We start from the raw sequence: 21,519 nt of genomic DNA on the forward strand, positions 1-21,519 counted from the left end.
TTTGTGTCATTTTCGCCTTGGGAGAAACTACACGTGCAAACCAAACAATTCCAGTTCGCGCTATCTGATAACAGCAGCGCCCATGTTCACCGCTGGCTGCCAGACGGCAATGTCATCGCTGTCGTGCAGATTATTCATGGCATGGCCGAGCACGGCGGACGCTATGAACGTATCGCGCAGGCGCTGACGGATGCGGGTTACGCCGTCTATGCGCAAGACCTGCCAGGGCATGGTCGTACGGCACGTGCGCCAGATGAGTTGGGCCATTTCGCGGATCACGACGGCTGGAGTCATGTGATCGGCCAGATCAATCAACTACGTCAACACATCGAACACCAGCAACCTCAGCTGCCTTTGTTTGTGCTGGGTCACAGCATGGGCTCATTTCTGCTGCAGGATTATTTGATCGAGCACGGCCGCGGATTGGCGGGTGCGATGTTCTCCGCCAGCAGCGGTGATCTCGGTCCTTTACGCGTACTAGGTTTATCGCTGCTGCGCATGGAATCGCTTTGGTACGGCCGTCGCCATCGCAGCGCGTTGGCGGAGTTGATGTCGTTCAAAGATTTCAATCGTCGCTACAAGCCAGCGCGTACCGATTTTGACTGGCTGTCACGCGATCCAACTGAAGTGGATATCTATGCCAATGATCCGCGTTGCGGATTCCGTTGCAGCAGTGGCTTGTGGCTCGATCTGCTTAGCGCTGCGGGACGGCTTGATGATCCACAGCGTCTCGCAACAATTCCCAAAGACTTGCCGGTGCTGATCATCAACGGCAGCGATGATGCCGCTACACAAGGCGCCAAAGGTCCGCGTGCGCTGGAGCGTTTGTATCGGAAGGCGGGGCTAACAGCGATCACCACGCACATTTACGACAATGCGCGGCATGAGTTGCTCAATGAGACTTGTCGCGAAGTGGTGACCGAAGATCTGCTGCGCTGGCTGCAAGAACGCGCTTAGGTTTCAAACTCTTCGATGTCTTTTGCGCAGTACGCCAGCGACATGGTGCCAATGCCAACGTTGATCGAGGCAGTCGGCGACATGATCGATAACATCAGTTCTACGCCATGTTCCGCCGCGGTTTTACTGAGCGCGTCAAAGCCCACGATGGTGCGCAGTATTTCCGGATCGCCGCTGTAACTGATCCCAACCATCGGCACCAACAAGCCACGCCGAATTTGTGCGGCCGCGTGTAGAAAAACTTTTTCTACGGCCTTATCGAAATGACGGATGTACGCGATCGGTGTTGATTCCGATCGATTGGTGCAGATCACCGGTTTGATATCAAAGAGCTTGGCCAAACCGTAACGCAACCAACCGATGTTATCGTCACCACGCTGCGCACCGCGCACACGCAGGTTGTAGAGATCGTTGGGCACCATATAAGCGTGAATATGCGGCGCGAGATCATCGAGCCGCTGGCGAATTTCCACCGGCGCTATTTGCGCACGCACTAGGCGCACGGTTTCCCAAGTAAGTACGCCAGGGCCTGCAAAAATGCTGAGCGAATCAACCACGCGAAGTGCAAATGGCCCGACCACATTGTTTGCTTCGCGCACCTGCGCATAGCTTTGCAAAATTGTGAACGAGGCTTTGTGCGCGTTATCGTAGGTTTGACTGTGCGTGCTGCTGAGCGTGATCAAAAACACGTAGTCGTGTTGCAGCACCAGCTTGTTGAGAAACAGATCCTCAATTTCTTTGACTGAAAATGCAGTGGTTTCAGTGGCAGTGCTTCTGCGCTCGCTGTGTTCGCGATAGAACGCTAAGGCGCTCGCAGGATCGCGGTCATAGACGACGCATCGATCGCCCAAATGAACGGTGCTGGGCAGCACATAGATGTTGTTCTCCGTCACGAACTCGTGGGAGACATCTGTAGTGACATCGATCGCGATCCCAACCCGCATCTGTTTTATTGTTCTTAAGTAATCAGTTAAGACTCGATTTTGCCATCGAGACGGGCTGCAAATTGTGCCTAGAGGGACAGAATAAATGCTGGAGCGCGCAAAATCCCCGATCTACTTTGTAAGCGCATTGCTCTTCGTTGTTAATTATTATCTAATATATTTAATTAAGATAATAATTAAAAACACTTTAAAGCACACCCAATCTACTTGAGTGGCTTGAGCAATTAGGCCGGACGCACCGCTGGAGCCGCGAGTAGAACAGGGCCGGTTGGCTTGCCTGTCGGCGAACCGCCGCGCGGTTCAAGACTGATCGCCAACGTCGCATCGCCCGCATCCATCTGCAGACCTTGCGGCATCGGCATTTCGCCATCGCCTTGCGTTGGCAACAGGCCGAGCGAATGGGGACCGTCTTTAGCCACGACCCACAGCTCTAAGCTTTTAGCTTGTTCGTCGATCGCGTAACGACCGGTGGTCGAAACTTTGATCAAGCCTTTTTCAGGATAGATGCTGACCTTCCACTTCGCCTCAGACTTTTCCGGGTGCAGCATCGCGACATACGGCAATGGCTCCACTACTGGCACTTCAACCCGCACGGTTTCAGTTTTGGTGATGATTTGTGGCGGTAGATTCATCTGCTGCCACAGGCCAAAGCCGAGCAACACGGATGCTGCCGTCGAGACCACGGCCCAGTTACGCCACAAGGTACGCGGCGGTGGTGCACTCGCTGTACGTAGGGGAACAACCTTGTTGGTGTTGTTGATCTGATAGTTGATCGAAGCCCAAACAACGCCGCGCGGTGTTTCGGGCTTGAAGCGGCCATTGAGGCCAGCGAGACGATTTTCCCAGTAAATCACTTCGCGACGCAGCGCTGCTTCATGCGTCATCAAACGCTGAAAGCGCGCACGCGCACGGCTATGCAAAGTGCCGAGAACATATTCGGCAGCCAGCATGCGTTGCAGCTTTGGGTTTTGATATTTCATGACTCAAGACACTCGCGCAGACGCGACAAGCCGCGGCGCACCCAACTCTTCACCGTGCCCAGCGGCGCGTTCAAGCGCTCCGCGAGTTCGTGATGTGTATAACCCTCGTAGTAGGCCAGCAGCACACTTTGCCGCTGTTCCTCCTGCAAACCTTTCATACAGTCGTCCAGTCGGCCGATGCCTTCGCTTTCAATCGCCCCGTCTTCAGGACTTTGAGTTTCATCTGCGAATGCCAGCGACTGCTCCTCGCCCTCTTCGGGCATTTCCACTTCCGGCCGCTTCACGCGCAGCAGGTCGAGCGCGCGATAACGGGCCACGGTCATTAACCATGTGAGCGGCGCGCCCTTATCGGGAGCGTAGGTTTCAGCTTTCTGCCAAACCTTGATGAAGCAGTCTTGCAACGCTTCTTCAGCCCAATCCCTGCGTTTAAGCATACGGATCAGCAGGCCAAACAGATGCGAGGAGCTGGCGTCGTAGAGCTCGCGGAACGCCCGCTGATCGCCCGCGGCAGTGGCAGCAAGGAGTTGCGTCAGGTGTGCGGCGTCGACCATGAATTCTTAGAGTAGATATGCGGCGGAAGCCGGTAAGCGATAGTAGTGCATGTTTTGACGAAGCGTACTGCTACGCGGCGATTATGTGAATGGATGCAGCGGGCGTAATTTTGGAGCCAGAAAGCGCCTTCCACGCCTTATAATCGCAACACTTTCACTGCCACCCGGAATGCTCGTGACCACCGGTTCTTTTCCCTTCGTTCGCCCCCGCCGCCTTCGTCAGGCCGAATTCCTTCGCTCGATGGTGCGCGAAACCCGTTTGGTGCCGCAGCAATTGATTCAACCTTTGTTTGTCGCAGAAGGCGCACTCAAAGGCCCGATCAGCTCCATGCCCGGCGTTGTGCGCTTGGATCTGGAAGAGCTGGCGCGTGAAGCCGTTGAACTGCACAAACTGGGCATCGGCTGTATTGCACTGTTCCCGGTGATTCCGCCATCGCTGAAAAACGATGAAGGCACGGAAGCGCTGAACCCGAATGGATTGGTGCCGCGCGCGATTGCAGCTGTTAAAAAAGCTTGTCCGGAAATTGCTGTGATGGTCGACATCGCACTCGATCCTTACACCACGCATGGTCACGATGGCCTGCTCGACAAGAACGGCTTGGTTGATAACGACGAGACCGTCGAAATTCTGCGTCGCCAGGCTTTGGTTTATGCACGCGCAGGTGCTGACATCGTTGCACCTAGCGACATGATGGATGGCCGCGTAGGCCAGATTCGCCAAGTGTTGGAACGCGATGGTTACAAGAACGTCGTTATTCTTTCTTACGCCGCCAAATACGCTTCTGCGTTCTATGGCCCGTTTCGCGATGCAGTCGGCACCGCATCGGCGCTCAAAGGCGACAAGCGCAATTATCAGATGGACCCCGCCAACACCGACGAAGCGATGCGCGAAGTTGAACTCGACATTGCCGAAGGTGCAGACATCGTCATGGTCAAACCTGGCATGCCTTACCTCGACATTATTCGTCGCGTGAAAGATCGCTTCGAAGTTCCGGTTGCTGCTTATCAGGTGAGTGGCGAGTACGCGATGTTGCGTGCGGCCATTGCCAACGGTTGGCTCGATGAAAAGAAAGCGCTGATGGAAGCACTGCTGTGCTTCCGCCGCGCAGGCGCAGACATGATCCTCACCTACTACGCCAAGCAAGCAGCGCAGTGGTTGAAAGAATCTGCGCAATAAACTGAGATAGAAAAATGGACCGTTACGCCGTCATCGGACAACCGATCTCACACAGCAAATCGCCTTTCATCCACGCGCAGTACGCGCGTCAGACGGGGCAAGAGCTGAGCTACGACGCAATTGAAGTTGCGCCGGCAGCGCTCGAAGAAACGCTCAAGCGCTTGCACGCGGAAGGCTATCGCGGTCTCAACATCACGCTGCCGCACAAGATTCCGGTCGCCAAACTTTGCGAAAGCGTCAGCGAACGCGCGCAGCTTGCAGGCGCAGTGAACACACTGATTCGCACCGACACCGGCTGGCGCGGCGACAACACTGATGGCGAAGGTTTAGTACGTGACATCACGCATCATCTTGGTTTGCAGATCGCAGGCAAGCGCGTACTCGTACTTGGCGCAGGCGGCGCAGGTCGCGGCATTCTCAAACCACTGCTTGATCAGAAACCCGCAGAGCTAGTGCTGTCAGGCCGTAATCCCTGGAAGCCAGAAGAACTCGTCGAACAGTTCAAAGCACTCGGCAAAATTCGTCCGGCCACACACATCGCACTCAAAGGCGATCTGTTTGATCTGATCATCAACGCAACATCGGCAGGCCATAGCGGCGTAGAACTTCGCCTGCCCGGCCAAATCCTCGCCGAAGGCGGCGCTTGCTATGACCTCAGCTACGGCAAAGCCTTCGAACCCTTTGCTGCGTGGGCTTGCACACAAGACGCAGTACGAGTGAGCGATGGTCTCGGCATGTTGGTGGAACAAGCCGCCGCTGCGTTTGAAATTTGGCGTGGCGTGAAGCCAGACACCAAGACAGTGTTGCAGCGTGTTCGTCAGCCACAGAGCGGCGAGTGCGCAATCGAAACCGCAACACTCGACAGCGGCAAAGCACGCGATAAGGCAACGCATCTGACGATTGGTCAGGACTAAAACTTTCGTGCAGAACCTGACGACGCAGAAGCTGATTGCTGTACTGACGCTCGTTGGCTTGTTATTCGCCGCGTATCTTTATTGGTCTAGAGCGGCCTCGCCGATTGAGGTCGAAATTAAGAATGCGACGACGGTTACGGTGGCAGTGCGTTTGGAATCGGATGCGGATAATTTTTATCCGGTGAGTATGGTTGTTCCGGCTTCTACTGCGAAAACGTCCACCACTGGAAAAGATAAATCGCTTAAGGCGATTGTTTTGTATGCGGATGGGCAGACGAAGCAGAGTCAGACGATTGATGCGACGAAGCCGGGTGCGGTGTTGGTTGTTGTTACTAGTGAGGCGGTTGAGCTTCGTTACAAGCCGTAGGCGCGTTTCTTTTAACAACTGCCTGTTCTGATTGAGATGGCGTCTTTCGCGCTGTGGCGCGAGTTACTTTTCTTTGTGTGCCCACCAACAGTAGGCGCCTCTCGGCGAAGAAAAGTAACCAAAAGAAAGGGCCCCCTGCGACTACGCCGGAACAAAAGACGTTCCGGTTCCCTGCGCTTCTCGCACTGATCGGGGTGCATGACAGGCCATCCATGGCCAGGCATGCACGCTCGGCTCCTGCCTCGCCCGACGCGAAGCGTCGGCATTTAACCGATCAGTGCTGTGATGCTCGGCGTTGTCGAAGGGAACCCGGTAAAGCAAAGCCACTTGTGCATCGCAGCGCCAAGCGAGCGAATGAGCCGTGATGCAGTGATTAATGTGACCAAAAGTGCCGCCAACACTTTTACTGTTCTCAAGAATAGAAGCGGCCATTGAGGCGATCCTCTCCACATTCACAGCAAGAGTCGCTTTGCTTTTGATGTCGGGCCCCTTCGGCAGCGCCGAGCATCGCAGGCTTGGCCGGTAATAGCCGCGCGAATAGCGCGGGCGTAGGCAGGATGCCGAAGCGTGCGTGTCTGGACAAGGATGTCCTGTCACGCACCCCGGTCAAGACGAGAAGCGCAGGGTACCCGCACAGCTTCATCGTGCGGGCGTAGACGCAGGGTGTGTTTTCTTTGGTTACTTTCTTTGCACAAGCAAAGAAAGTAACTCGCACGGCGTGCGAAACACGCCATATCAAGCAGAGTAGGCCTTAGCCCGCGCAGCGCGTGCAGAATTAAGAAACCTGCAACTTCTTCCAACCTTCATGCCCAAGCTGTCGCAACGTCAAAACATTGCGCTCATAAATCCCCGCAATATCCGGAAACGTTTCCACCGCTCGCTCGATGCTCGACTCTCGCAATAAATGCAGCGTCGGATACGGCGCACGGTTGCTGTAGTTCTCGATGTCTTCAGGCTCAGTCCCTTCAAACTGATACTGCGGATGAAAGCTCGCGATTTGTATTTCGCCATCAAGCTCTAGCTCTTCAACAACGCCTTCCGCAATTTCTAGAAAATCGTTGTAGTCGAGAAAGTCTTGCAGCAGTTGCGGATGAATCAGCAGCGTCGTTTCGCAAACGGCGGGATCCGCTTCATTCAGCGCTTGGAGTTCGCGATCAAGTTCTTCGAGCAGGCCATCAACGTGTCGCGCTTTGCTGACGACGTAGCGAATGCGGCCATGCACGTGCACGGCTTTTGCGAAGGGGCAAAGGTTGAGTCCAATCACCGCGCGCTCCAGCCACTGGCGCGTGTTGGCGAGAATGACTTCGTGCTCTGCCGACTCGCTCATTTGCGCATGCTCCGCATCAGCGCGCTCATCGGCTTCCAATAATTCACTGGCATCAGGCGTTGAATGATGTCGATCAATTTTGCATCGGCACCAATCAGTACACGCTTGCTGCCACGTTCGATGCCGTCGACGATTGTTTGCGCGGCTTGTTCCGGCGTGGTCTTCGCCATTTTGGCGAAACCTGCGGCGGCATTCTCGCGGCTGCTGACGCCAGACGGATCAACATAGAAACGGGAAGCCGCGGCGATATTGGTTTTGATGCCACCGGGATGAACGCTAATCGCGCTCACGCCAGTGCCATCGAGTTCGTGGCGCAGGGATTCAGTAAATCCACGCACGGCAAACTTGGCAGCGTTGTATGAGCTTTGCGTGGGCACGGCGATGATGCCGAAAACGCTAGAGAGATTCACGATCACGCCATCATCCTGTGCGGTGAGCATTGGCAAGAATGCTTTGGTGCCATACACCACACCCCAGAAGTTGATGCCCATGATCCATTCAAAATCTTCGTAGCTGAGATCAGCGACGGTCTGCGACACGGCAACGCCGGCGTTGTTGATAACGATATGTGCGGTACCGAGTTCATTCTTCACGCGCGTGGCAAAGGCGTAAACCGCGTCGCGATCAGCAACATCAAGTTTTTGCAGCAGCGGAGGTGTCGGCAAAGAAGCGGCGGTTTCTTTCAGGCCGACTTCGTTGATGTCAGCGAGTGCCAGCGTGCAGCCTTTGGCAGCAAGTAGTTGCGCCAAGGCGCGACCGATACCGGAGCCTGCGCCTGTGACAACGGCGACTTTCCCTTTGAGTGAGTACATGCGCTTTCCCCTTCGCAATGAATCATTTGATGCTGCGGATACTAATTTATAACGCCGCTGGATGTGCAGCGGCGAGGGAATCGCAGGAGGTTAAAACAGGCGTCGGGCCAGGGAACGGCCGCGATGCGCTAGGCCGCGTTGTTTTCGCTCGGCGGCGAATCGGCAACGACTTTATCTGCGTCGGGCATCATCCAGCGTGAAACGAGGATGCCGAGTTCGTAGAGCAGATAGGCGGGCACTGCGAGCAAAGTCTGTGACAACACATCGGGTGGTGTCACAACGGCTGCAACGACAAAGATGCCGACCAAAACATAATCACGTCGCGCTGCGAGCTGCTTAGGCGTAACAAAGCCGGTGCGCACCAACAACACGATTGCCACTGGCGTTTCAAACGCGAGGCCAAACGCGAGGAACAGCGACATGATGAAGTCGAGATACTTGTTGATATCCGTCATCACCGCCACGCCTTCCGGCGCAACATTGACTAAAAAGTGAAAGACGCTAGGCAACACCAAGTAATACGCGAAGGCGACGCCGGAATAAAACAGCAAGGTGCTTGATGTAAGCAGCGGGCCGACGAGACGCTTTTCGTTCTTGTACAAACCTGGCGCAACAAAGGCCCAGATTTGAAACAGAATCCAAGGGATGGCCACTGCAAATGCCAAAACGCCTGCGAGTTTGATCGGCGCAAAAAATGGCGCGGCGACTTCCGTCGCAATCATCGATGAGCCTTCAGGCATCAAGCGAAGGAGTGGCTGCGCGACCCAGGTGTAGATTTCGTTGCGGAAATACGCGAGCGGCAGAAAGCATACAAAGATGCCCGCAAAGATACGCACGAGTCGCGTGCGCAGCTCAAGCAAGTGCGAAATCAGGGGCTGTTCAGTGCCGCCAGTAGGTTCGGTGTCGTTCTGCGCGCTTTCTTCACTCACGACTTGGGTAGATCCTTAGTCGTGTCGTGCGAAATTTCTTTTAGTTCGGTGCCAACAAAATTTGCGCTCTCGCGAGCTTCTTTCTGAATAGCATCGGTGTGCTCGCGCATGCTGCGTTGCACGTCTTCAAGTTGCTTCTTCATATCCGCAAGCTGAGTCTCGCGCTCAAGTTCAGCGGAGAGATTGCGCATGTAAGCCTTGGCTTGTCCGGTCCAACGACCGATAGCGCGCGCAACCGCAGGCAAGCGCTGTGGGCCGAGCACGATCAATGCGACCAGAAAGCACAGAAAGACTTCTGAAAAGCCGACGTCGAACATGGCGGCGCTGAGCGCTTAAGCGCTGCGCTTAAACCTTGGTGTCGGTCTTGTCTGCGGAGGCGATCGATTCGGAAGCTTTTTTGCTGCCTTCGGCTTCGCCGTCTTTCATCGCTGACTTGAAATTCTTTACCGCGCTGCCGAGATCGCCGCCAGCGTCACGCAGTTTGCGCGTGCCGAATACGAGAATGACGATGCCCAGAACGATTAACCAATGCCAAATGCTGAAGCTACCCATGATGTGCTCCTGTTATTTCGTGCGGGCCGCTTTTTCAGCGAGACCCGATGTGCCCATGCGCCGGGCGAGTTCATCCGTGACGGCGGTGACCGGAATGTCTTTATCAGCCAGCAGTACCATCACGTGGTACCAGAGATCCGCTACTTCATAGACCAGCGCCGAGCTGTCTTGGTTCTTGGCGGCGATGATTGTTTCTGCCGCCTCTTCACCGACCTTCTTCAGGATGGTGTCGAGACCCTTGGCATACAGGCTCGCGGCATAGGACTTATCAGCGGGCGCACTCTTACGTTCCTGCAGAACTTTTTGCAGGTCGAGAAGGACGTCGGCGGGTGAAGGATTCATGCGGTTAGTGTAACGCTTCGCGAGTCACGACTGGATGACAGTTCGATGATTTCAAAATGAATCTTGGCGCGCACCACCCTTTCGGAGAGGACGCGCCATTGCGGGGCATTTAGGTGCGGACGCGGACGCCGTGTTCAGCCAGATATTGCTTGGCTTGGCCGACGGTGTAAGTGCCCTGATGGAAGATGCTCGCGGCCAGTACGGCGTCTGCGCCGCCCTTGTCGAAGCCCTCAAAAAGATGTTCCAGCGTGCCGACACCGCCGCTGGCGATGATTGGAACCGGCACGGCTTCGCTCACGGCGCGCAGGAATTCGACGTCGTAACCGGCTTTGGTGCCGTCGCGATCCATGCTGGTGAGCAGCAATTCACCGGCGCCCATTTCGACCATTTTCTTGGTCCACTCAATGGCGTCGATGCCGGTCGCTTTGCGGCCACCATGGGTGAAGACTTCCCAGCGTGGTGCTTCTTTCTTTTTGTTGACGCGCTTGGAGTCGATGGCGACAACGATGCACTGCACGCCGTAACGATCGGCGGCTTCAGAAACGAAGGTTGGATTTTCAACCGCAGCGGTATTGATGCTGACTTTATCCGCGCCGCGTGAGAGCAACGCACGAACGTCAGCGCAGGTGCGAACGCCGCCACCGACCGTCAAAGGAATATAAATTTCACGCGCCACGGCTTCAACGGTGGCGAACAGCGTCGGACGATCTTCCGAGCTGGCAGTGATGTCGAGAAATACCAACTCGTCAGCGCCTTGCTGGTCATAGCGGCGCGCCACTTCAATCGGATCGCCAGCGTCGCGAACTTCTTCAAACTTAACGCCTTTGACCACGCGGCCGCGGTCAATATCAAGGCAAGGAATGATGCGTTTGGCGAGCATAGGGTTTACCGCGCTAAACCTTGCGCGGCGAACAAGCCGCGCGCAAGGCTCTGGCTAGGATTTAAGGGTTGGCGATCTTATTGGCTTCGGCCAATGTGAAGCTGTTTTCGTACAGCGCACGTCCGATCACCGCGCCGGCAACGCCGGTGTGCTCAATTTCCTTGAGCTTGCGGATATCGTCCAGCGTGCTGACGCCGCCACTGGCGAACACGGGCGTGTTCACGGCGTTGGCGAGTTTGCTGGTGGCTTCGTGATTGAAGCCTTCCATCATGCCGTCGCGGCCGATGTCGGTGTAAACGATCGAGGCAACGCCATCGCGTTCGCAATGCACGGCCATTTCAATGGCATCGTGATGCGTCAGTTTGCTCCAGCCATTGAGGGCCAAACGGCCTTCCTTGGCGTCGAGGCTAACCATGACGTGATTAGGGAATTCGATGCAGAGGTCGCGCAAGAAGTGCGGTGCATTCACCGCCTTGGTGCCGATGATGACGAACTGCACGCCAGCGTTGAGATAACGCTGCACAGTTTCTTCATCACGGATGCCACCGCCAACCTGCACAGGAACGTTCACCGCAGCGGCAATTTGCTCCACTGCTTTGAGGTTTCCGGGCACGCCCTTGAATGCGCCATCGAGATCGACAACGTGAATACGTTGCGCGCCCTCGTCGGCCCATCGCTTGGCCATGGAGACCGGGTCGTTGGAGAAAACGGTGACGTCATCGAGACGGCCTTGGCGCAGGCGGACGCACTGGCCATTTTTAAGATCAATCGCAGGAATTAACAGCATGAGCCGTGTGGTAGCGAGTCAGGTGGAAAGGGGATGTGAATCCGGGAGGGAACCAAATGTTTTGAAATGCTTTTGCAAAGTCCTGACGTTAAGGAAACTCTGCCCTAATCATATTGGCAAGGCAAGCGCCGCCGCGATTAAGGCGTCCAGTTAACGAAGTTGGACAGCAGGGTCATCCCCACGCCTTGGCTCTTTTCCGGGTGGAATTGAAACGCCACGATGTTGTCGCGAGCGATAGCCGAAGCAAAGGGATGGATGTAATCAGTCGTGCCCAGCGCCTGCGCCGGGTTTTGCAGCGATGCGTGGTAGCTGTGCACGAAATAGAACCAGCTATCGTCCGGCACGCCTTTCCAGATCGGGTGGTTTTGCGTCTGTTTCACGCGATTCCAGCCCATATGCGGCACTTTCAGGCGCTCGCCACTGCCAGCAACCGGATCCGGAAAACGCACTACAGCGCCTGGGAACAGTCCCAGCGCAGCCACGCCACCGTTTTCGTCGCTGTGCTCCAGCATCACCTGCATGCCCAGGCAAATGCCCAGCAGCGGTTTCTTGCGAGCGACTTCCAGCACCATCTCGTTCAACTCGAGACGACGCAGTTCGTTCATGCAGGCACGAACACCGCCGACGCCGGGAAGTACGATGTGATCGCACTTCATCAGCTTCTCCGGGTCGTAGCTGATTTCCACGCGGCGGCCTTCCGCGACGCGCTCCAGCGATTTGCCGAGCGAGTGCAGGTTGCCCATGCCGTAATCAATAACGCCTATGGCAGACATCAGATCAACACATCAATGGTTTAGAGAGAGCCCTTGGTGGACGGCGCGACATCGCCAACCCGAGGGTCGTGTGTCACCGACATGCGCAGGGCGCGGCCGAAAGCCTTAAAAATGGTTTCGGCAATGTGATGAGCATTACGGCCGCGCAGATTGTCGATATGGATCGACGCCTTAGCGTGGTTCACAAAGCCCTGGAAAAACTCGCGGAACAGATCGACATCAAACTCGCCGATGCGTGCACGCGGGTATTCCACAAAATATTCCAGACCTGGACGGCCTGAGAGGTCGATCACCACGCGCGAGAGGGCTTCGTCGAGCGGCACATAGCTGTGGCCGTAACGAACGATGCCTTTCTTCTCGCCCACAGCCTTATCAAAGGCCTGGCCGAGGGTGATGCCGATGTCTTCCACCGAGTGGTGATCGTCGATGTGACGGTCGCCATCGCATTCCACGGTGAGATCAATCAACCCGTGACGGGCGACCTGATCCAGCATGTGGTCAAGGAAGGGGATATTAGTTTTGAGGCGCGCAGCACCGGTACCGTCGAGATTAATCTCGACGCGGATTTGGGTTTCATTCGTCTTGCGCTCAACTACAGCGCGACGGGCAGCTTGGGTAGACAAGATGCAAACCAGCGGTCAAAAGGGCGGCTAGGATACTCTGCAGACCGGCAAATTTGAACCCATATCCGTGTTTGCCCGTCGAACGTCTGATAGTCAGCCCTCAAGCGGCCGTTTTCTGGTTTTTTCGGCTGATCACCCCAAACCGAGGTGATCGCATGCCGCCTCGATTCAAAAGGAGTTAGATCCATGCGTAAGTTGCTCGCTGTTGCCGCTGTTTGTCTTGTCCTGCCGCTGGGCGTCTCTGCCGGCATGAAACCGGGCCAGTGGGAGGTCACCAGCAAAGTGGATCTCGGCAAGAACATGCCGCAAATACCTCAGCTCACCCCGCAGCAGATCGAGCAGATGAGGCAGTTGGGCATCGAACTCCCGTCGATCGGGCCCGGCGGCGCGATTTCGATGCAAACCTGCGTATCGCAAAAAGATGCCGAAAACGGCTATCCGCCGATGGATGAACGCGTACAGCGCGATTGCAAGGTTCAGGACCTCAAACGCAACGGCAAGCGCACCACGCTAAAAGTGGTCTGCAATGGTGAGATGCAAGGCACCGGCGATGTGGAATTTATCGAGAACAGCCCGGAGCACTACAGCTCCAAGTTTCATCTTGTGGGCACAACGCACGGGCGTTCCATCGATATGAACAACAGCGCCGAAGGACGCTGGTTAGGCCCGACCTGCAAATAAGCGCGTTGAGCGCACCCCAACGATTGGCTACTGGGTGCGTTCAACCGCGGTGACCTTGCCGCCTTCAAAGGTCACACGCATTTTGTCGTCGCTATTGCCGCCCGTACTGGTGCCCAGGCCGACACCGCCGCCTACGCCGGAGCCGAAACTGCCTGCGCCGAGACCAAAGCTAAACGTCGGGCCGCTTTTGCCGTAGGCCCACACTTCTGATTGGCCAGCGGCCGTCTGTTGGGTGTAACGGCGAGTCGGCTCGCCGAGGGACAGACGCACTTGTTCTTGGGTAAATCCAACATCGACTTTGCCTTCGCGGATTTTCTGCTGCATCTCGGCGGAGTAGGTATCGAACGTGGCTTTTTGATCGTCGATGCGCGAGGCCGTAGAGCTGCAAGCTGCAAGCACCGTCGCGGCGAAAAGAGTTGTTGCGAGGCGTACTACGGTCATGGCCATTCTCCGATCAACTGCGCAAATTTGGATATAGATCTGTTTTACACCGATCGCCGCTGCAAAGCATGTTGGCTAGCGCACTTACACTTCCAACCAAAACGTGACCGGGCCATCGTTCACCAATGACACCTGCATGTCGGCACCAAACACGCCGCTGCTGACATCACGGTGCTGCGCGCCAGCGAGCGCAACCAGTGCGTCGAAACGCTCACGAGCGATCGCCGGTGGCGCAGCGCTGGTGAAGCTAGGGCGCGTGCCCGAGTTGGTGTCCGCAGCAAGCGTAAATTGCGGCACCAGCAACAGACCGCCCGCGGTATCCCGCAAGCTCAGATTCATTTTGCCCTGCACATCAGGAAAGACACGGTAGGTCAGCAAACGTTCCAGCAAACGCGATATGTGGGCAGCCTCATCCGCTGGTTGTATGCCCACTAGTACTAAAAGACCCGGGCCAATGGCGCCGACTTCTTCGCCGCCCACATGAACGGCGGCGCGTGTGACTCGCTGTAACAAACCAATCATCAGAATTTTCCTACAAAGCCTGTCGAAAGTTGACGATGACGTCACCTCTGCTGCGAACCGATACTGACCCCGTCATGTTGAAGCGAGGTTCCTCGCGGCAACGTGCCACATGGTTTTTCCTCCTCCCAATGCCCGACCTCGTTAGTCGGGTTTTTTTTATGTACAGGATGTACTGTATCCCGCGGCGGCATGGATGCCGAAGAGCGGGATTCTCGCCTCAAGCGCAGACATAAATAACTGGCCGCGCAGGATTCTCCCCCCACGCGTGACACCACTAAATGGCCTCTCAAGCCTAGAGCCCTCTCGGCTCACGCTCTGCCAGCCCCCCAGAATGATAAAGGCTAAACTCCCCGCCCCCATCTGTCCGTCAGAAAATTCACATGCGTATCCTGTTTTACGTCCTGGCTTGGCTACCGCTATTAGCACTTCAAGGCTTAGGCGCATTTGCAGGCTGGTTACTTTGGGTCACTAACTCGGGCCGCCGCAAAGTCGCACTGCGCAATCTTCAGCATTGCATGCCCGAGCTGAGCGAGGCTGAGCGCACACGCATTGCGCGCGCCTCCATCACCAACGAACTCACCACTTATATCGAGACCGCCCGCGTCTGGCTTGGTCCCGGCGCTTCAGTAAAAAACGCGGTGCGCGAATGGCGCGGCATCTCGGCTTTGGATCGCGCTTTTGCCAAGGGCAAAGGTGTCATCTTGCTCACGCTGCATCAAGGCGCGTTTGAAGCGGTCGCGATTCCAATGTCGGCCAACTATCCGTTTTACGGACTCTATAAACCACAGAAAGGCGCGATCAATGATTTGTCGTTGATCGGCCGTTGCCGCTTTGGCGGACAGATGGTCAAAGCCGAAGCTGGCGTGCGCAAAGCCGCGCTGCCCTTGCTGGCAAAAGACTTCGGCGTGTACTACATGCCTGATCACGATCCACCGGAAGGTCGCGGCATCTATGTGCCATTCATGGGCGTGCTCGCACATACGCCAACTTTGATCGCGCGCATGGTGCAAGAGTCGGGCTCGCCAGTGGTGTTCATGTTTGGTGAGCGCCTGCCTTGGGCACGTGGCTACATCGCTCATTATTTTGATGCGCCAGAAGGAATCTACGACGCGGATGTCGCGGTCTCCACCGAAGCGATGAACCAAGGTTTGGAACTCTGCGTACGCGCTTGCCCGGATCAGTATTGGTGGGGCTACAAGCGTTTCCGTCGTCGCCCAGCAGGCGAGCCCAATTTTTATAAATAATTTGCGCAGCGCGCTTTGCGCTCAGCACTTATAGAATCCCGGACTATGCTCGGGTTCTTACGCATCGTTTTCATTCTGCTAGGCGCACTGCCGTTGCCGCTGCTGCATGGCTTCGGTTTTTTCGTCGGCACGCTGCTGAGTTTGTTCCCGAATAGTTTGCGTCGTACAACGCTGCTGCAACTGCAGCGCTGCATGCCAGAACTGAACGAGCGTGAACGTTATCGTCTCGCGCGACTTAGTTTGATCAACAGCGCAAAAGTGATTTGCGAAGCCCCGGCGATTTGGTTTGGCCCACGTTGGCGTTTGCGTCGTTGGTTGCGCGCAGCAGAAACACAGATGCAAATGCAGGCGCTAATCGCAGGCGGCAAAGGCTTGATCTTGTTATCGCCGCACATTGGCGCATGGGAACTGGCCGGATTGTTCTGTGCTGACACGGGCGCCATCACCTCGCTCTACAAGCCGCAGAAGGGCGCGATGGATTTGCTGATTCATGAAGGCCGTTGCCGCAATGGCGCGACGTTGGTGCCGACCAGCACCACGGGCGTGAAGTCGCTGCTACAAGCGCTGCGCAATAGCGAGATGGTCGGCATTCTTCCGGATCACGATCCACCGCTGCATTCCGGTGATTTTGCGCCGCTATTTGGCATGCCCGCACACACCACGACATTGGTTAGCAAACTGGCGTCACGCGGTGACGTTCCCGTTTATTTTATTTATACGGAACGTTTGTCATGGGGGCGTGGATTTCGCCATCACTTGAGCGCAGCGCCAGCAGGTATCGGTGATAGCGAGCAAGGCTTGATCGCGCTCAATCTGGGTGTCGAGCAAGTCATCCGCCATTTGCCCGAGCAGTACTGGTGGGGCTACAAGCGTTATCGTCGGCAACCGCCCGGCGCGCCAAACTTTTACGACCCAGCTTGAGCGAGCGGTCGTTGCTGGGCCATTTCTAACCGTACAATGCCCCGCCCTAGGGAACTTGCCGCTGCGCTGGCAGTCTTTAGACGCGCAATCACTTCCACAACACCAGAAGAAAATATGGATAGCGAAATTCTGATCGAAGCGCGCGGCCTTACGCGCCGCTATGGACCGACAACGGCCGTTTCTGATTTAAGTCTCACGCTGCGTAAAGGCGAGATTCTAGGTTTGCTCGGCCCCAACGGCGCCGGCAAATCCACCACGATGAAAATGCTTACCGGCAATCTTGCGCCGACATCGGGTGAAGCGTTCATCAAAGGCCAGAGCCTGCATGACGCACCCACGGCCGCGAAGAAGTCTCTCGGCTATCTGCCAGAACAGCCGCCGGTTTATCCAGAACTAACCGTTGATGAGTATCTGCGCTATTGCGCTGATCTTCATGGCATCGCCAAGAAAGAACGTGCGGCTGCGGTGCAGCAAGCCAAACAATCTTGCGGTCTCACCGAAGTGAGTCAGCGCTTAATCGGCAATCTGTCGAAGGGTTATCAGCAGCGCGTCGGTTTGGCGCAGGCGATCATTCATCGCCCACCAGTGATCGTGCTCGACGAGCCTACCGTTGGTCTCGACCCGATTCAAATCCGCGAAATTCGTGCACTGATTGTTGAGCTTGGCAAATCGCACAGCGTGATTCTGTCGAGCCACATCCTTCCGGAAATTCAGGCCGTGTGCTCACGCGTGATGATCATCAATCGCGGTCGTGCGGTGTACGACCAGCCGGTTATCGCAACACGCAACGCGCAAATGGAATCACTCACCATCACGCTCAAGCGCCCACCTGCTGTCGAGGCAATCCAACGCATCGTCGGTATCGCGAGCGTCGAAGATCTCGGCGCAGGCCGTTTCCGTTTGGTGCTTGCTGGCGGCAACGATCCGCGCGAAGTGCTGGTGGATGCCGCCGTCAACGGCAACTGGGGTCTGATTGAACTCGCACCAGAAGTAAAAACACTGGAAGAAATCTTTGTTGAACTAACTTCCGGCGACGAGCAGGAAAGGAAAGCAGCATGAAAAATATTTTCTCGATTGCCGGCAACGAAGCCCGGCGAATTTTTGTTTCGCCACTTGCTTGGGCGGTGCTTGGCGTCGTGCAGTTAATCGTCGGCATTGTGTTTGTATTGTCCTTGCTCGACTACGCACGCTTTTCTGAACAGGCCGGCCAATCCTTCGGCGTGTCGGATTACATCGGCGGTTCAGTGTTTGGCTTTGCCGTGATTGTGTTGTTGCTCGTGATGCCACTGATGACGATGCGTTTGTTTGCAGAAGAACGTAAATCAGGTTCGCTGACCCTGCTGTTCTCGGCGCCGGTATCACTCACCGAAATCGTGCTCGGCAAATTCTTGGGTCTGCTCTCCTTTGTGTTTGCACTGCTTGCACTGCTCGCGCTGATGCCTTTGTCGCTAATCCCGGCAACAGAGCTTGATCTGGGCCGCATCGCCGCAGGCTTGTTGGGTTTGTTCTTGTTGATGTCATCTTTCGGTGCCGCTGGTTTGTTTGTGTCATCGCTGACGCGCGAACCAACCATTGCAGCCGTTGGCAGCTTCGGCTTGTTGTTGGTGATCTGGCTGATGAACATGCTGGCCTTTAACGACAGCATTCCGTTTACCGCAGTGTTCAGCTATCTCTCGCTGATCGGCCATTTCGAAAGCCTGCGTCGCGGCATCTTCAGCAGCGCTGACGCGGTGTACTACATCCTATTCACCGCGCTGTTCCTGTGGCTGACCGTGCAACGCCTCGACATGGAACGTAACTAAGAACATCGCCATGACCAAAAAACAAACTCTGATTCAACAAATTTTCACTGGCGTGTTGTTCATCGCCGTTCTGGTGATGTTGGGCTGGCTGTCGGTGCGCTACAAAAGCGAAATCGATTGGACCGCAGGCAAGCGCAATAGCATTTCGGCAGCGAGCCAAAAGCAACTCGCAACAATGGCGGACCCGATTACGTTCTACGCGTTCATCCCGTCGGGTGATGCCGAAGCGCGTAATGGCGTGCAGTTCGATATCGCGCGCTATCAGCGTTACAAGAAGAACCTGACGCTGAAGTTTGTTGATCCAAGCGCGCAGCCACAGAAAGTCCGTGAGCTAAACGTGCAGACGCCGGGCGAACTCGTTGTTGAATACCAGGGTCGTCGCGAAAATCTTCACGCCACGACTGAGCCGATCATCACCACCGCATTGCAGCGCCTAACCTTCTCGGGCGAGCAGTGGGTTGTGTTTCTCGAAGGCCACGGCGAGCGCGCAGTGGCTGATACGGAATCGCACACGGGCTATGGAAAATTCGCCGAGACATTGCGTGGCAAGGGTCTGAAAGTTCAAGCACTCAATCTCGCCAAGACACCGAAGATTCCTGACAACACTTCTGTGCTGGTGCTCGCGGGCACGATGCAGGAGCCACTCGCAGGCGAATCGCAGTTGCTTGCAGACTATGTTGCTAAAGGCGGTGCGTTGCTCTGGCTCAATGACAGCGATTCAACAGCCACGATTGCGCCACTCGCCAAAGAGTTGGCAGTCACTTGGCAGAAAGGCGTTGTGATTGATCCTGTTGCTCAACAGTTGGAGTTGCCTGCAGGTTTCTATGTGCCCGACAGCTATCCACCGAATCCTGCTAGCGAAGGTTTTGATCAGTACACCTTGTATCCGCTGGCTGAGGCTGTGAGCAAGGATAAGGACAGCAAATGGAACGCATTGCCGTTGCTCAACTCCACCGAACATTCATGGCTGGAGACACAGCCGAAGATGGGCGGCACGGTTCAGTTTGATGGCAACGACATCAAAGGTCCGCTGAATGTAGGCCTCACCTTGTTGCGTGAGCACAAAGACGCCAGCGGTGATCCGGACAAGAGTCGCGCGCAGCGTGTTGTGGTGATCGGCAACACCAACTTCCTCACGAACACTTATCTCGCACAGCAGGGCAATCAACAGTTCGGTATCAACTTGGTGCAGTGGCTCGCCTCGCGCGATTCGCAGCTCAATATTGATATTCCGAAAGCACCAGACACGTCATTGAATATGCCGGGCTGGGCTGTTGCTGTCGTTTCAATTGGCTTCGTTGCGCTGCTGCCACTGTTGCTGATTGGCTACGGCATTGGACGTTGGGTTGTGCGTCGTCGGAAGTAAGTCATGGAACGCCTGAAACTCAATATTGGTTTGGTCGTCGCTGCACTCGGATTGGGTGCGGCGGTTTACTTCAGCCAAAAGAAAGATGAACAAGGGCCGCCACTGTTGCCAATTGCAGCCGATGCTTTGACGCGCGTCTCGCTTGAGCATCCGGGTTCTCCAACGGTGAAGTTGGAGCGCAAAGATGGCCACTGGAAAATCACCGAGCCTGTTTTGGCAGATGCTGATCCTTTTGAGGTCAACGCGTTTATTGATCTGGCCAAGCAGGAAGTGAAGAAGTCGCTGGAGCTGAACAGCGTTTCACTGAAAGACTTGGCGCTCGATGTGCCGGCTTACACCGTTGTGCTGAACGATCAGAAAATCCAATTTGGTGGATTAGAGCCGATCTTGTCGCGTCGATATCTTCTCGTCGGCGGCAAAGTCGCGTTGGTCGATGACCCACCGGCTGAAGCACTCGATGCAGATTATTCCGACCTGGTTAGTCGCGCTTTGCTGCCGACCGGTTCAGAGATTCAGTCCATCGAATTTACTGATCACAAAATCGTTAAATCCGCAGATGGAAAAACTTGGGCGCTGACGCCAGAAGATGAGAACGTTGGTTCTGATGCCCGTCAGAAATTGACCGACTCTTGGAAAAACGCACGCGCCTTGTGGAATGCGGCGCTGCCAAAAGACAGCGCCAAAGGTGATCCCGTCACCGTGACGCTGAAAAGTGGCACGGCCTTCAAATTCATCATCATTGAGCGTGATCCACAATTGGTGATTGCGCGACCGGATATCGGCGTGAGCTACACACTCTCCAAGCAGCTCGTGGATGAGATGCTCAAAGTGAAAGACAGTGAAGCTGGCGCCAAAGCAGCGCAGCCGAAATCTTAATTGGCGGCGCAATGTCTTTATCAAAACCTAAAGCAGTGATGGCCTGGAGTGGCGGCAAAGACTCCTCGTTAGCCTTACACCGTGTTCTTTCACAAGGCGATTACGAAGTAACTGCGTTGCTGACGACGCTCTCGTCTGAGTTCCGTCGTATCAGCATGCATGGCGTGCGTGAAGAATTGCTGGAACAGCAGGCGCAGTCACTCGGCATTTCTTTGGTCAAGATGGAAGTGCTTGAACGCACCAACATCGCGTACGAAAAAGAACTGGAACGCCACCTTCGTGAGTTCAAATCGCAAGGCGTAGAGGCCGTGATCTTCGGTGACATTCATCTTGTCGATCTGCGTGCTTACCGTGAAACCATCCTTGATCGCGTTGGCTTGAAGGGCATCTTTCCACTTTGGCAGGAAGCGCCGCAGGCTTTGCTGAATGAATTCTTTGCAGAAGGCTTTCGCTCAGTGACTTGCTGCGTTGATGCGCAGCGTCTTGGCGAAGAACATGTGGGTCGCGTGCTCGATGCTGCGTTTGTGCAGTCACTGCCAGCGGACGTTGATGTCTGTGGCGAGAACGGCGAATACCACTCTTACTGTTTTGACGGTCCAATCTTTCAACGGCCCGTTGCGTATTCGCTGGGTGAAAAGCAATTCCGTCCACTGGTATTGAACCCTGCGAATCCGGGTTGCGACTTGCCAGCGAGCAGCACGCCCGGCTTTTGGTATTGCGATCTGTTAGCGGCTTAACAGAGCATCGTTAT

27 protein-coding genes are annotated in these 21,519 nt (G+C 55.6%); 12 read left to right on the forward strand and 15 right to left on the reverse strand.

The features are described 5' to 3' along the window. Nucleotides 1–33 precede the first annotated feature (33 nt). A complete protein-coding gene (locus tag CJD38_RS08720; RefSeq protein ID WP_161554196.1) occupies nucleotides 34–957 on the forward strand; it encodes an alpha/beta hydrolase in 924 nt (307 codons plus the stop codon). Here CJD38_RS08720 and CJD38_RS08725 read toward each other — a convergent pair. The 3 genes from CJD38_RS08725 to CJD38_RS08735 form a co-directional block, all read right to left on the reverse strand. Continuing rightward, nucleotides 954–1,901, reverse strand: coding sequence for a DegV family protein (locus tag CJD38_RS08725; RefSeq protein WP_107939953.1), 948 nt, complete (start codon nucleotides 1,899–1,901; stop codon nucleotides 954–956). The two genes, CJD38_RS08720 and CJD38_RS08725, sit on opposite strands and share 4 nt — an antisense overlap. A gap of 224 nt (nucleotides 1,902–2,125) precedes the next feature. Beyond that, nucleotides 2,126–2,881, reverse strand: a complete 756-nt coding sequence (locus CJD38_RS08730) for an anti-sigma factor (protein ID WP_107939954.1) — start codon at nucleotides 2,879–2,881, stop codon at nucleotides 2,126–2,128. Then, nucleotides 2,878–3,432: a sigma-70 family RNA polymerase sigma factor gene (locus CJD38_RS08735; RefSeq protein ID WP_107939955.1), complete on the reverse strand. Its 555-nt coding sequence runs from the start codon at nucleotides 3,430–3,432 to the stop codon at nucleotides 2,878–2,880. Before CJD38_RS08735 ends, CJD38_RS08730 begins: the two co-directional genes overlap by 4 nt. A 169-nt stretch (nucleotides 3,433–3,601) precedes the next feature. On the opposite strand from CJD38_RS08735, the gene hemB reads away from it, so the two are divergent. The 3 genes from hemB to CJD38_RS08750 are packed head-to-tail and all read left to right on the forward strand — an operon-like array spanning nucleotide 3,602 to nucleotide 5,890. Then, nucleotides 3,602–4,609, forward strand: coding sequence for a porphobilinogen synthase (gene hemB / locus CJD38_RS08740; protein ID WP_107939956.1), 1,008 nt, complete (start codon nucleotides 3,602–3,604; stop codon nucleotides 4,607–4,609). A 14-nt stretch (nucleotides 4,610–4,623) separates the two neighbouring features. Further along, complete coding sequence (gene aroE, locus CJD38_RS08745) at nucleotides 4,624–5,523, forward strand: shikimate dehydrogenase (protein ID WP_107939957.1); 900 nt, start codon at nucleotides 4,624–4,626, stop codon at nucleotides 5,521–5,523. 7 nt (nucleotides 5,524–5,530) lie between these two features. Then, nucleotides 5,531–5,890 (forward strand): hypothetical protein, encoded by a 360-nt coding sequence (locus tag CJD38_RS08750; RefSeq protein ID WP_107939958.1) that lies wholly within the window; start codon nucleotides 5,531–5,533, stop codon nucleotides 5,888–5,890. Between the two features lie 775 nt (nucleotides 5,891–6,665). Here the strand turns inward: CJD38_RS08750 and CJD38_RS08755 are convergent. From CJD38_RS08755 to hisB, 10 genes are all read right to left on the reverse strand, one after another. Beyond that, a complete protein-coding gene (locus tag CJD38_RS08755; protein WP_107939959.1) occupies nucleotides 6,666–7,217 on the reverse strand; it encodes a DUF1415 domain-containing protein in 552 nt (183 codons plus the stop codon). Then, nucleotides 7,214–8,029, reverse strand: coding sequence for an SDR family NAD(P)-dependent oxidoreductase (locus CJD38_RS08760; RefSeq protein WP_107939960.1), 816 nt, complete (start codon nucleotides 8,027–8,029; stop codon nucleotides 7,214–7,216). Before CJD38_RS08760 ends, CJD38_RS08755 begins: the two co-directional genes overlap by 4 nt. 128 nt (nucleotides 8,030–8,157) lie before the next feature. Further along, complete coding sequence (tatC, locus tag CJD38_RS08765; RefSeq protein WP_107939961.1) at nucleotides 8,158–8,958, reverse strand: twin-arginine translocase subunit TatC; 801 nt, start codon at nucleotides 8,956–8,958, stop codon at nucleotides 8,158–8,160. After that, nucleotides 8,955–9,275, reverse strand: a complete 321-nt coding sequence (tatB, locus tag CJD38_RS08770) for a Sec-independent protein translocase protein TatB (protein WP_107939962.1) — start codon at nucleotides 9,273–9,275, stop codon at nucleotides 8,955–8,957. Before tatB ends, tatC begins: the two co-directional genes overlap by 4 nt. A 28-nt stretch (nucleotides 9,276–9,303) precedes the next feature. Next, the gene (gene tatA / locus CJD38_RS08775) at nucleotides 9,304–9,510 is read right to left on the reverse strand and encodes a Sec-independent protein translocase subunit TatA (RefSeq protein ID WP_107939963.1); all 207 of its coding nucleotides are present in this window, start codon (nucleotides 9,508–9,510) and stop codon (nucleotides 9,304–9,306) included. Nucleotides 9,511–9,522: 12 nt separating this feature from the next. Beyond that, on the reverse strand, nucleotides 9,523–9,852 hold the full coding sequence (locus CJD38_RS08780) for a phosphoribosyl-ATP diphosphatase (RefSeq protein ID WP_107939964.1): 330 nt from the start codon (nucleotides 9,850–9,852) through the stop codon (nucleotides 9,523–9,525). Nucleotides 9,853–9,961: 109 nt separating this feature from the next. Next, nucleotides 9,962–10,732 (reverse strand): imidazole glycerol phosphate synthase subunit HisF, encoded by a 771-nt coding sequence (hisF, locus tag CJD38_RS08785; RefSeq protein WP_107939965.1) that lies wholly within the window; start codon nucleotides 10,730–10,732, stop codon nucleotides 9,962–9,964. Between the two features lie 61 nt (nucleotides 10,733–10,793). Next, on the reverse strand, nucleotides 10,794–11,519 hold the full coding sequence (gene hisA / locus CJD38_RS08790; protein ID WP_107939966.1) for a 1-(5-phosphoribosyl)-5-[(5-phosphoribosylamino)methylideneamino]imidazole-4-carboxamide isomerase: 726 nt from the start codon (nucleotides 11,517–11,519) through the stop codon (nucleotides 10,794–10,796). A 137-nt stretch (nucleotides 11,520–11,656) separates the two neighbouring features. Next, complete coding sequence (hisH, locus tag CJD38_RS08795) at nucleotides 11,657–12,292, reverse strand: imidazole glycerol phosphate synthase subunit HisH (protein WP_107939967.1); 636 nt, start codon at nucleotides 12,290–12,292, stop codon at nucleotides 11,657–11,659. 20 nt (nucleotides 12,293–12,312) lie between these two features. Then, complete coding sequence (gene hisB, locus CJD38_RS08800) at nucleotides 12,313–12,915, reverse strand: imidazoleglycerol-phosphate dehydratase HisB (protein ID WP_206362930.1); 603 nt, start codon at nucleotides 12,913–12,915, stop codon at nucleotides 12,313–12,315. 186 nt (nucleotides 12,916–13,101) lie between these two features. Between hisB and CJD38_RS08805 the strand changes: the two genes are divergently transcribed. Next, the gene (locus tag CJD38_RS08805; protein ID WP_107939969.1) at nucleotides 13,102–13,596 is read left to right on the forward strand and encodes a DUF3617 domain-containing protein; all 495 of its coding nucleotides are present in this window, start codon (nucleotides 13,102–13,104) and stop codon (nucleotides 13,594–13,596) included. A 27-nt stretch (nucleotides 13,597–13,623) separates the two neighbouring features. On the opposite strand, the gene CJD38_RS08810 is transcribed toward CJD38_RS08805, so the two are convergent. Both CJD38_RS08810 and dtd read right to left on the reverse strand, forming a co-directional pair. Continuing rightward, entirely contained in the window at nucleotides 13,624–14,037 is a 414-nt protein-coding gene (locus CJD38_RS08810; RefSeq protein ID WP_107940341.1) for a hypothetical protein, read from the reverse strand. Between the two features lie 84 nt (nucleotides 14,038–14,121). Continuing rightward, a complete protein-coding gene (gene dtd / locus CJD38_RS08815) occupies nucleotides 14,122–14,559 on the reverse strand; it encodes a D-aminoacyl-tRNA deacylase (RefSeq protein ID WP_107939970.1) in 438 nt (145 codons plus the stop codon). 380 nt (nucleotides 14,560–14,939) lie between these two features. Here dtd and CJD38_RS08820 point away from each other — a divergent pair, with 380 nt between their 5' ends. The 7 genes from CJD38_RS08820 (at nucleotide 14,940) to CJD38_RS08850 (ending at nucleotide 21,505) form a co-directional block, all read left to right on the forward strand. Next, nucleotides 14,940–15,803 carry a lysophospholipid acyltransferase family protein gene (locus CJD38_RS08820; RefSeq protein WP_107939971.1) on the forward strand — a complete coding sequence of 288 codons (864 nt, stop codon included), beginning with the start codon at nucleotides 14,940–14,942 and terminating at the stop codon, nucleotides 15,801–15,803. Nucleotides 15,804–15,848: 45 nt separating this feature from the next. Next, entirely contained in the window at nucleotides 15,849–16,724 is an 876-nt protein-coding gene (locus CJD38_RS08825) for a lysophospholipid acyltransferase family protein (protein ID WP_107939972.1), read from the forward strand. A 114-nt stretch (nucleotides 16,725–16,838) separates the two neighbouring features. Further along, the gene (locus tag CJD38_RS08830; protein ID WP_107939973.1) at nucleotides 16,839–17,783 is read left to right on the forward strand and encodes an ABC transporter ATP-binding protein; all 945 of its coding nucleotides are present in this window, start codon (nucleotides 16,839–16,841) and stop codon (nucleotides 17,781–17,783) included. Further along, entirely contained in the window at nucleotides 17,780–18,526 is a 747-nt protein-coding gene (locus CJD38_RS08835; protein ID WP_107939974.1) for an ABC transporter permease, read from the forward strand. The genes CJD38_RS08830 and CJD38_RS08835 overlap by 4 nt, the downstream gene beginning before the upstream one ends. Before the next feature lie 10 nt (nucleotides 18,527–18,536). Beyond that, nucleotides 18,537–19,892 carry a GldG family protein gene (locus CJD38_RS08840; RefSeq protein WP_107939975.1) on the forward strand — a complete coding sequence of 452 codons (1,356 nt, stop codon included), beginning with the start codon at nucleotides 18,537–18,539 and terminating at the stop codon, nucleotides 19,890–19,892. 3 nt (nucleotides 19,893–19,895) lie between these two features. Next, complete coding sequence (locus tag CJD38_RS08845; RefSeq protein WP_107939976.1) at nucleotides 19,896–20,768, forward strand: DUF4340 domain-containing protein; 873 nt, start codon at nucleotides 19,896–19,898, stop codon at nucleotides 20,766–20,768. Between the two features lie 11 nt (nucleotides 20,769–20,779). After that, entirely contained in the window at nucleotides 20,780–21,505 is a 726-nt protein-coding gene (locus tag CJD38_RS08850; RefSeq protein ID WP_107939977.1) for a Dph6-related ATP pyrophosphatase, read from the forward strand. The last annotated feature ends 14 nt before the right edge of the window (nucleotides 21,506–21,519 follow it).

Source organism: Stenotrophobium rhamnosiphilum (genome assembly GCF_003052265.1).
GTDB lineage: Bacteria > Pseudomonadota > Gammaproteobacteria > Nevskiales > Nevskiaceae > Stenotrophobium > Stenotrophobium rhamnosiphilum.

Bases quoted from the DNA above. Each gene is read 5' to 3' on its own strand.
- CJD38_RS08725 (WP_107939953.1), bottom strand. From the start codon at position 1,901: ATGCGGGTTGGGATCGCGATCGATGTCACTACAGATGTCTCCCACGAG.
- CJD38_RS08730 (WP_107939954.1), bottom strand. From the start codon at position 2,881: ATGAAATATCAAAACCCAAAGCTGCAACGCATGCTGGCTGCCGAATAT.
- CJD38_RS08735 (WP_107939955.1), bottom strand. From the start codon at position 3,432: ATGGTCGACGCCGCACACCTGACGCAACTCCTTGCTGCCACTGCCGCG.
- hemB (WP_107939956.1), top strand. From the start codon at position 3,602: ATGCTCGTGACCACCGGTTCTTTTCCCTTCGTTCGCCCCCGCCGCCTT.
- aroE (WP_107939957.1), top strand. From the start codon at position 4,624: ATGGACCGTTACGCCGTCATCGGACAACCGATCTCACACAGCAAATCG.
- CJD38_RS08755 (WP_107939959.1), bottom strand. From the start codon at position 7,217: ATGAGCGAGTCGGCAGAGCACGAAGTCATTCTCGCCAACACGCGCCAG.
- CJD38_RS08760 (WP_107939960.1), bottom strand. From the start codon at position 8,029: ATGTACTCACTCAAAGGGAAAGTCGCCGTTGTCACAGGCGCAGGCTCC.
- tatB (WP_107939962.1), bottom strand. From the start codon at position 9,275: ATGTTCGACGTCGGCTTTTCAGAAGTCTTTCTGTGCTTTCTGGTCGCA.
- tatA (WP_107939963.1), bottom strand. From the start codon at position 9,510: ATGGGTAGCTTCAGCATTTGGCATTGGTTAATCGTTCTGGGCATCGTC.
- CJD38_RS08780 (WP_107939964.1), bottom strand. From the start codon at position 9,852: ATGAATCCTTCACCCGCCGACGTCCTTCTCGACCTGCAAAAAGTTCTG.
- hisF (WP_107939965.1), bottom strand. From the start codon at position 10,732: ATGCTCGCCAAACGCATCATTCCTTGCCTTGATATTGACCGCGGCCGC.
- hisA (WP_107939966.1), bottom strand. From the start codon at position 11,519: ATGCTGTTAATTCCTGCGATTGATCTTAAAAATGGCCAGTGCGTCCGC.
- hisH (WP_107939967.1), bottom strand. From the start codon at position 12,292: ATGTCTGCCATAGGCGTTATTGATTACGGCATGGGCAACCTGCACTCG.
- CJD38_RS08805 (WP_107939969.1), top strand. From the start codon at position 13,102: ATGCGTAAGTTGCTCGCTGTTGCCGCTGTTTGTCTTGTCCTGCCGCTG.
- CJD38_RS08810 (WP_107940341.1), bottom strand. From the start codon at position 14,037: ATGACCGTAGTACGCCTCGCAACAACTCTTTTCGCCGCGACGGTGCTT.
- dtd (WP_107939970.1), bottom strand. From the start codon at position 14,559: ATGATTGGTTTGTTACAGCGAGTCACACGCGCCGCCGTTCATGTGGGC.
- CJD38_RS08820 (WP_107939971.1), top strand. From the start codon at position 14,940: ATGCGTATCCTGTTTTACGTCCTGGCTTGGCTACCGCTATTAGCACTT.
- CJD38_RS08825 (WP_107939972.1), top strand. From the start codon at position 15,849: ATGCTCGGGTTCTTACGCATCGTTTTCATTCTGCTAGGCGCACTGCCG.
- CJD38_RS08830 (WP_107939973.1), top strand. From the start codon at position 16,839: ATGGATAGCGAAATTCTGATCGAAGCGCGCGGCCTTACGCGCCGCTAT.
- CJD38_RS08835 (WP_107939974.1), top strand. From the start codon at position 17,780: ATGAAAAATATTTTCTCGATTGCCGGCAACGAAGCCCGGCGAATTTTT.
- CJD38_RS08840 (WP_107939975.1), top strand. From the start codon at position 18,537: ATGACCAAAAAACAAACTCTGATTCAACAAATTTTCACTGGCGTGTTG.
- CJD38_RS08845 (WP_107939976.1), top strand. From the start codon at position 19,896: ATGGAACGCCTGAAACTCAATATTGGTTTGGTCGTCGCTGCACTCGGA.
- CJD38_RS08850 (WP_107939977.1), top strand. From the start codon at position 20,780: ATGTCTTTATCAAAACCTAAAGCAGTGATGGCCTGGAGTGGCGGCAAA.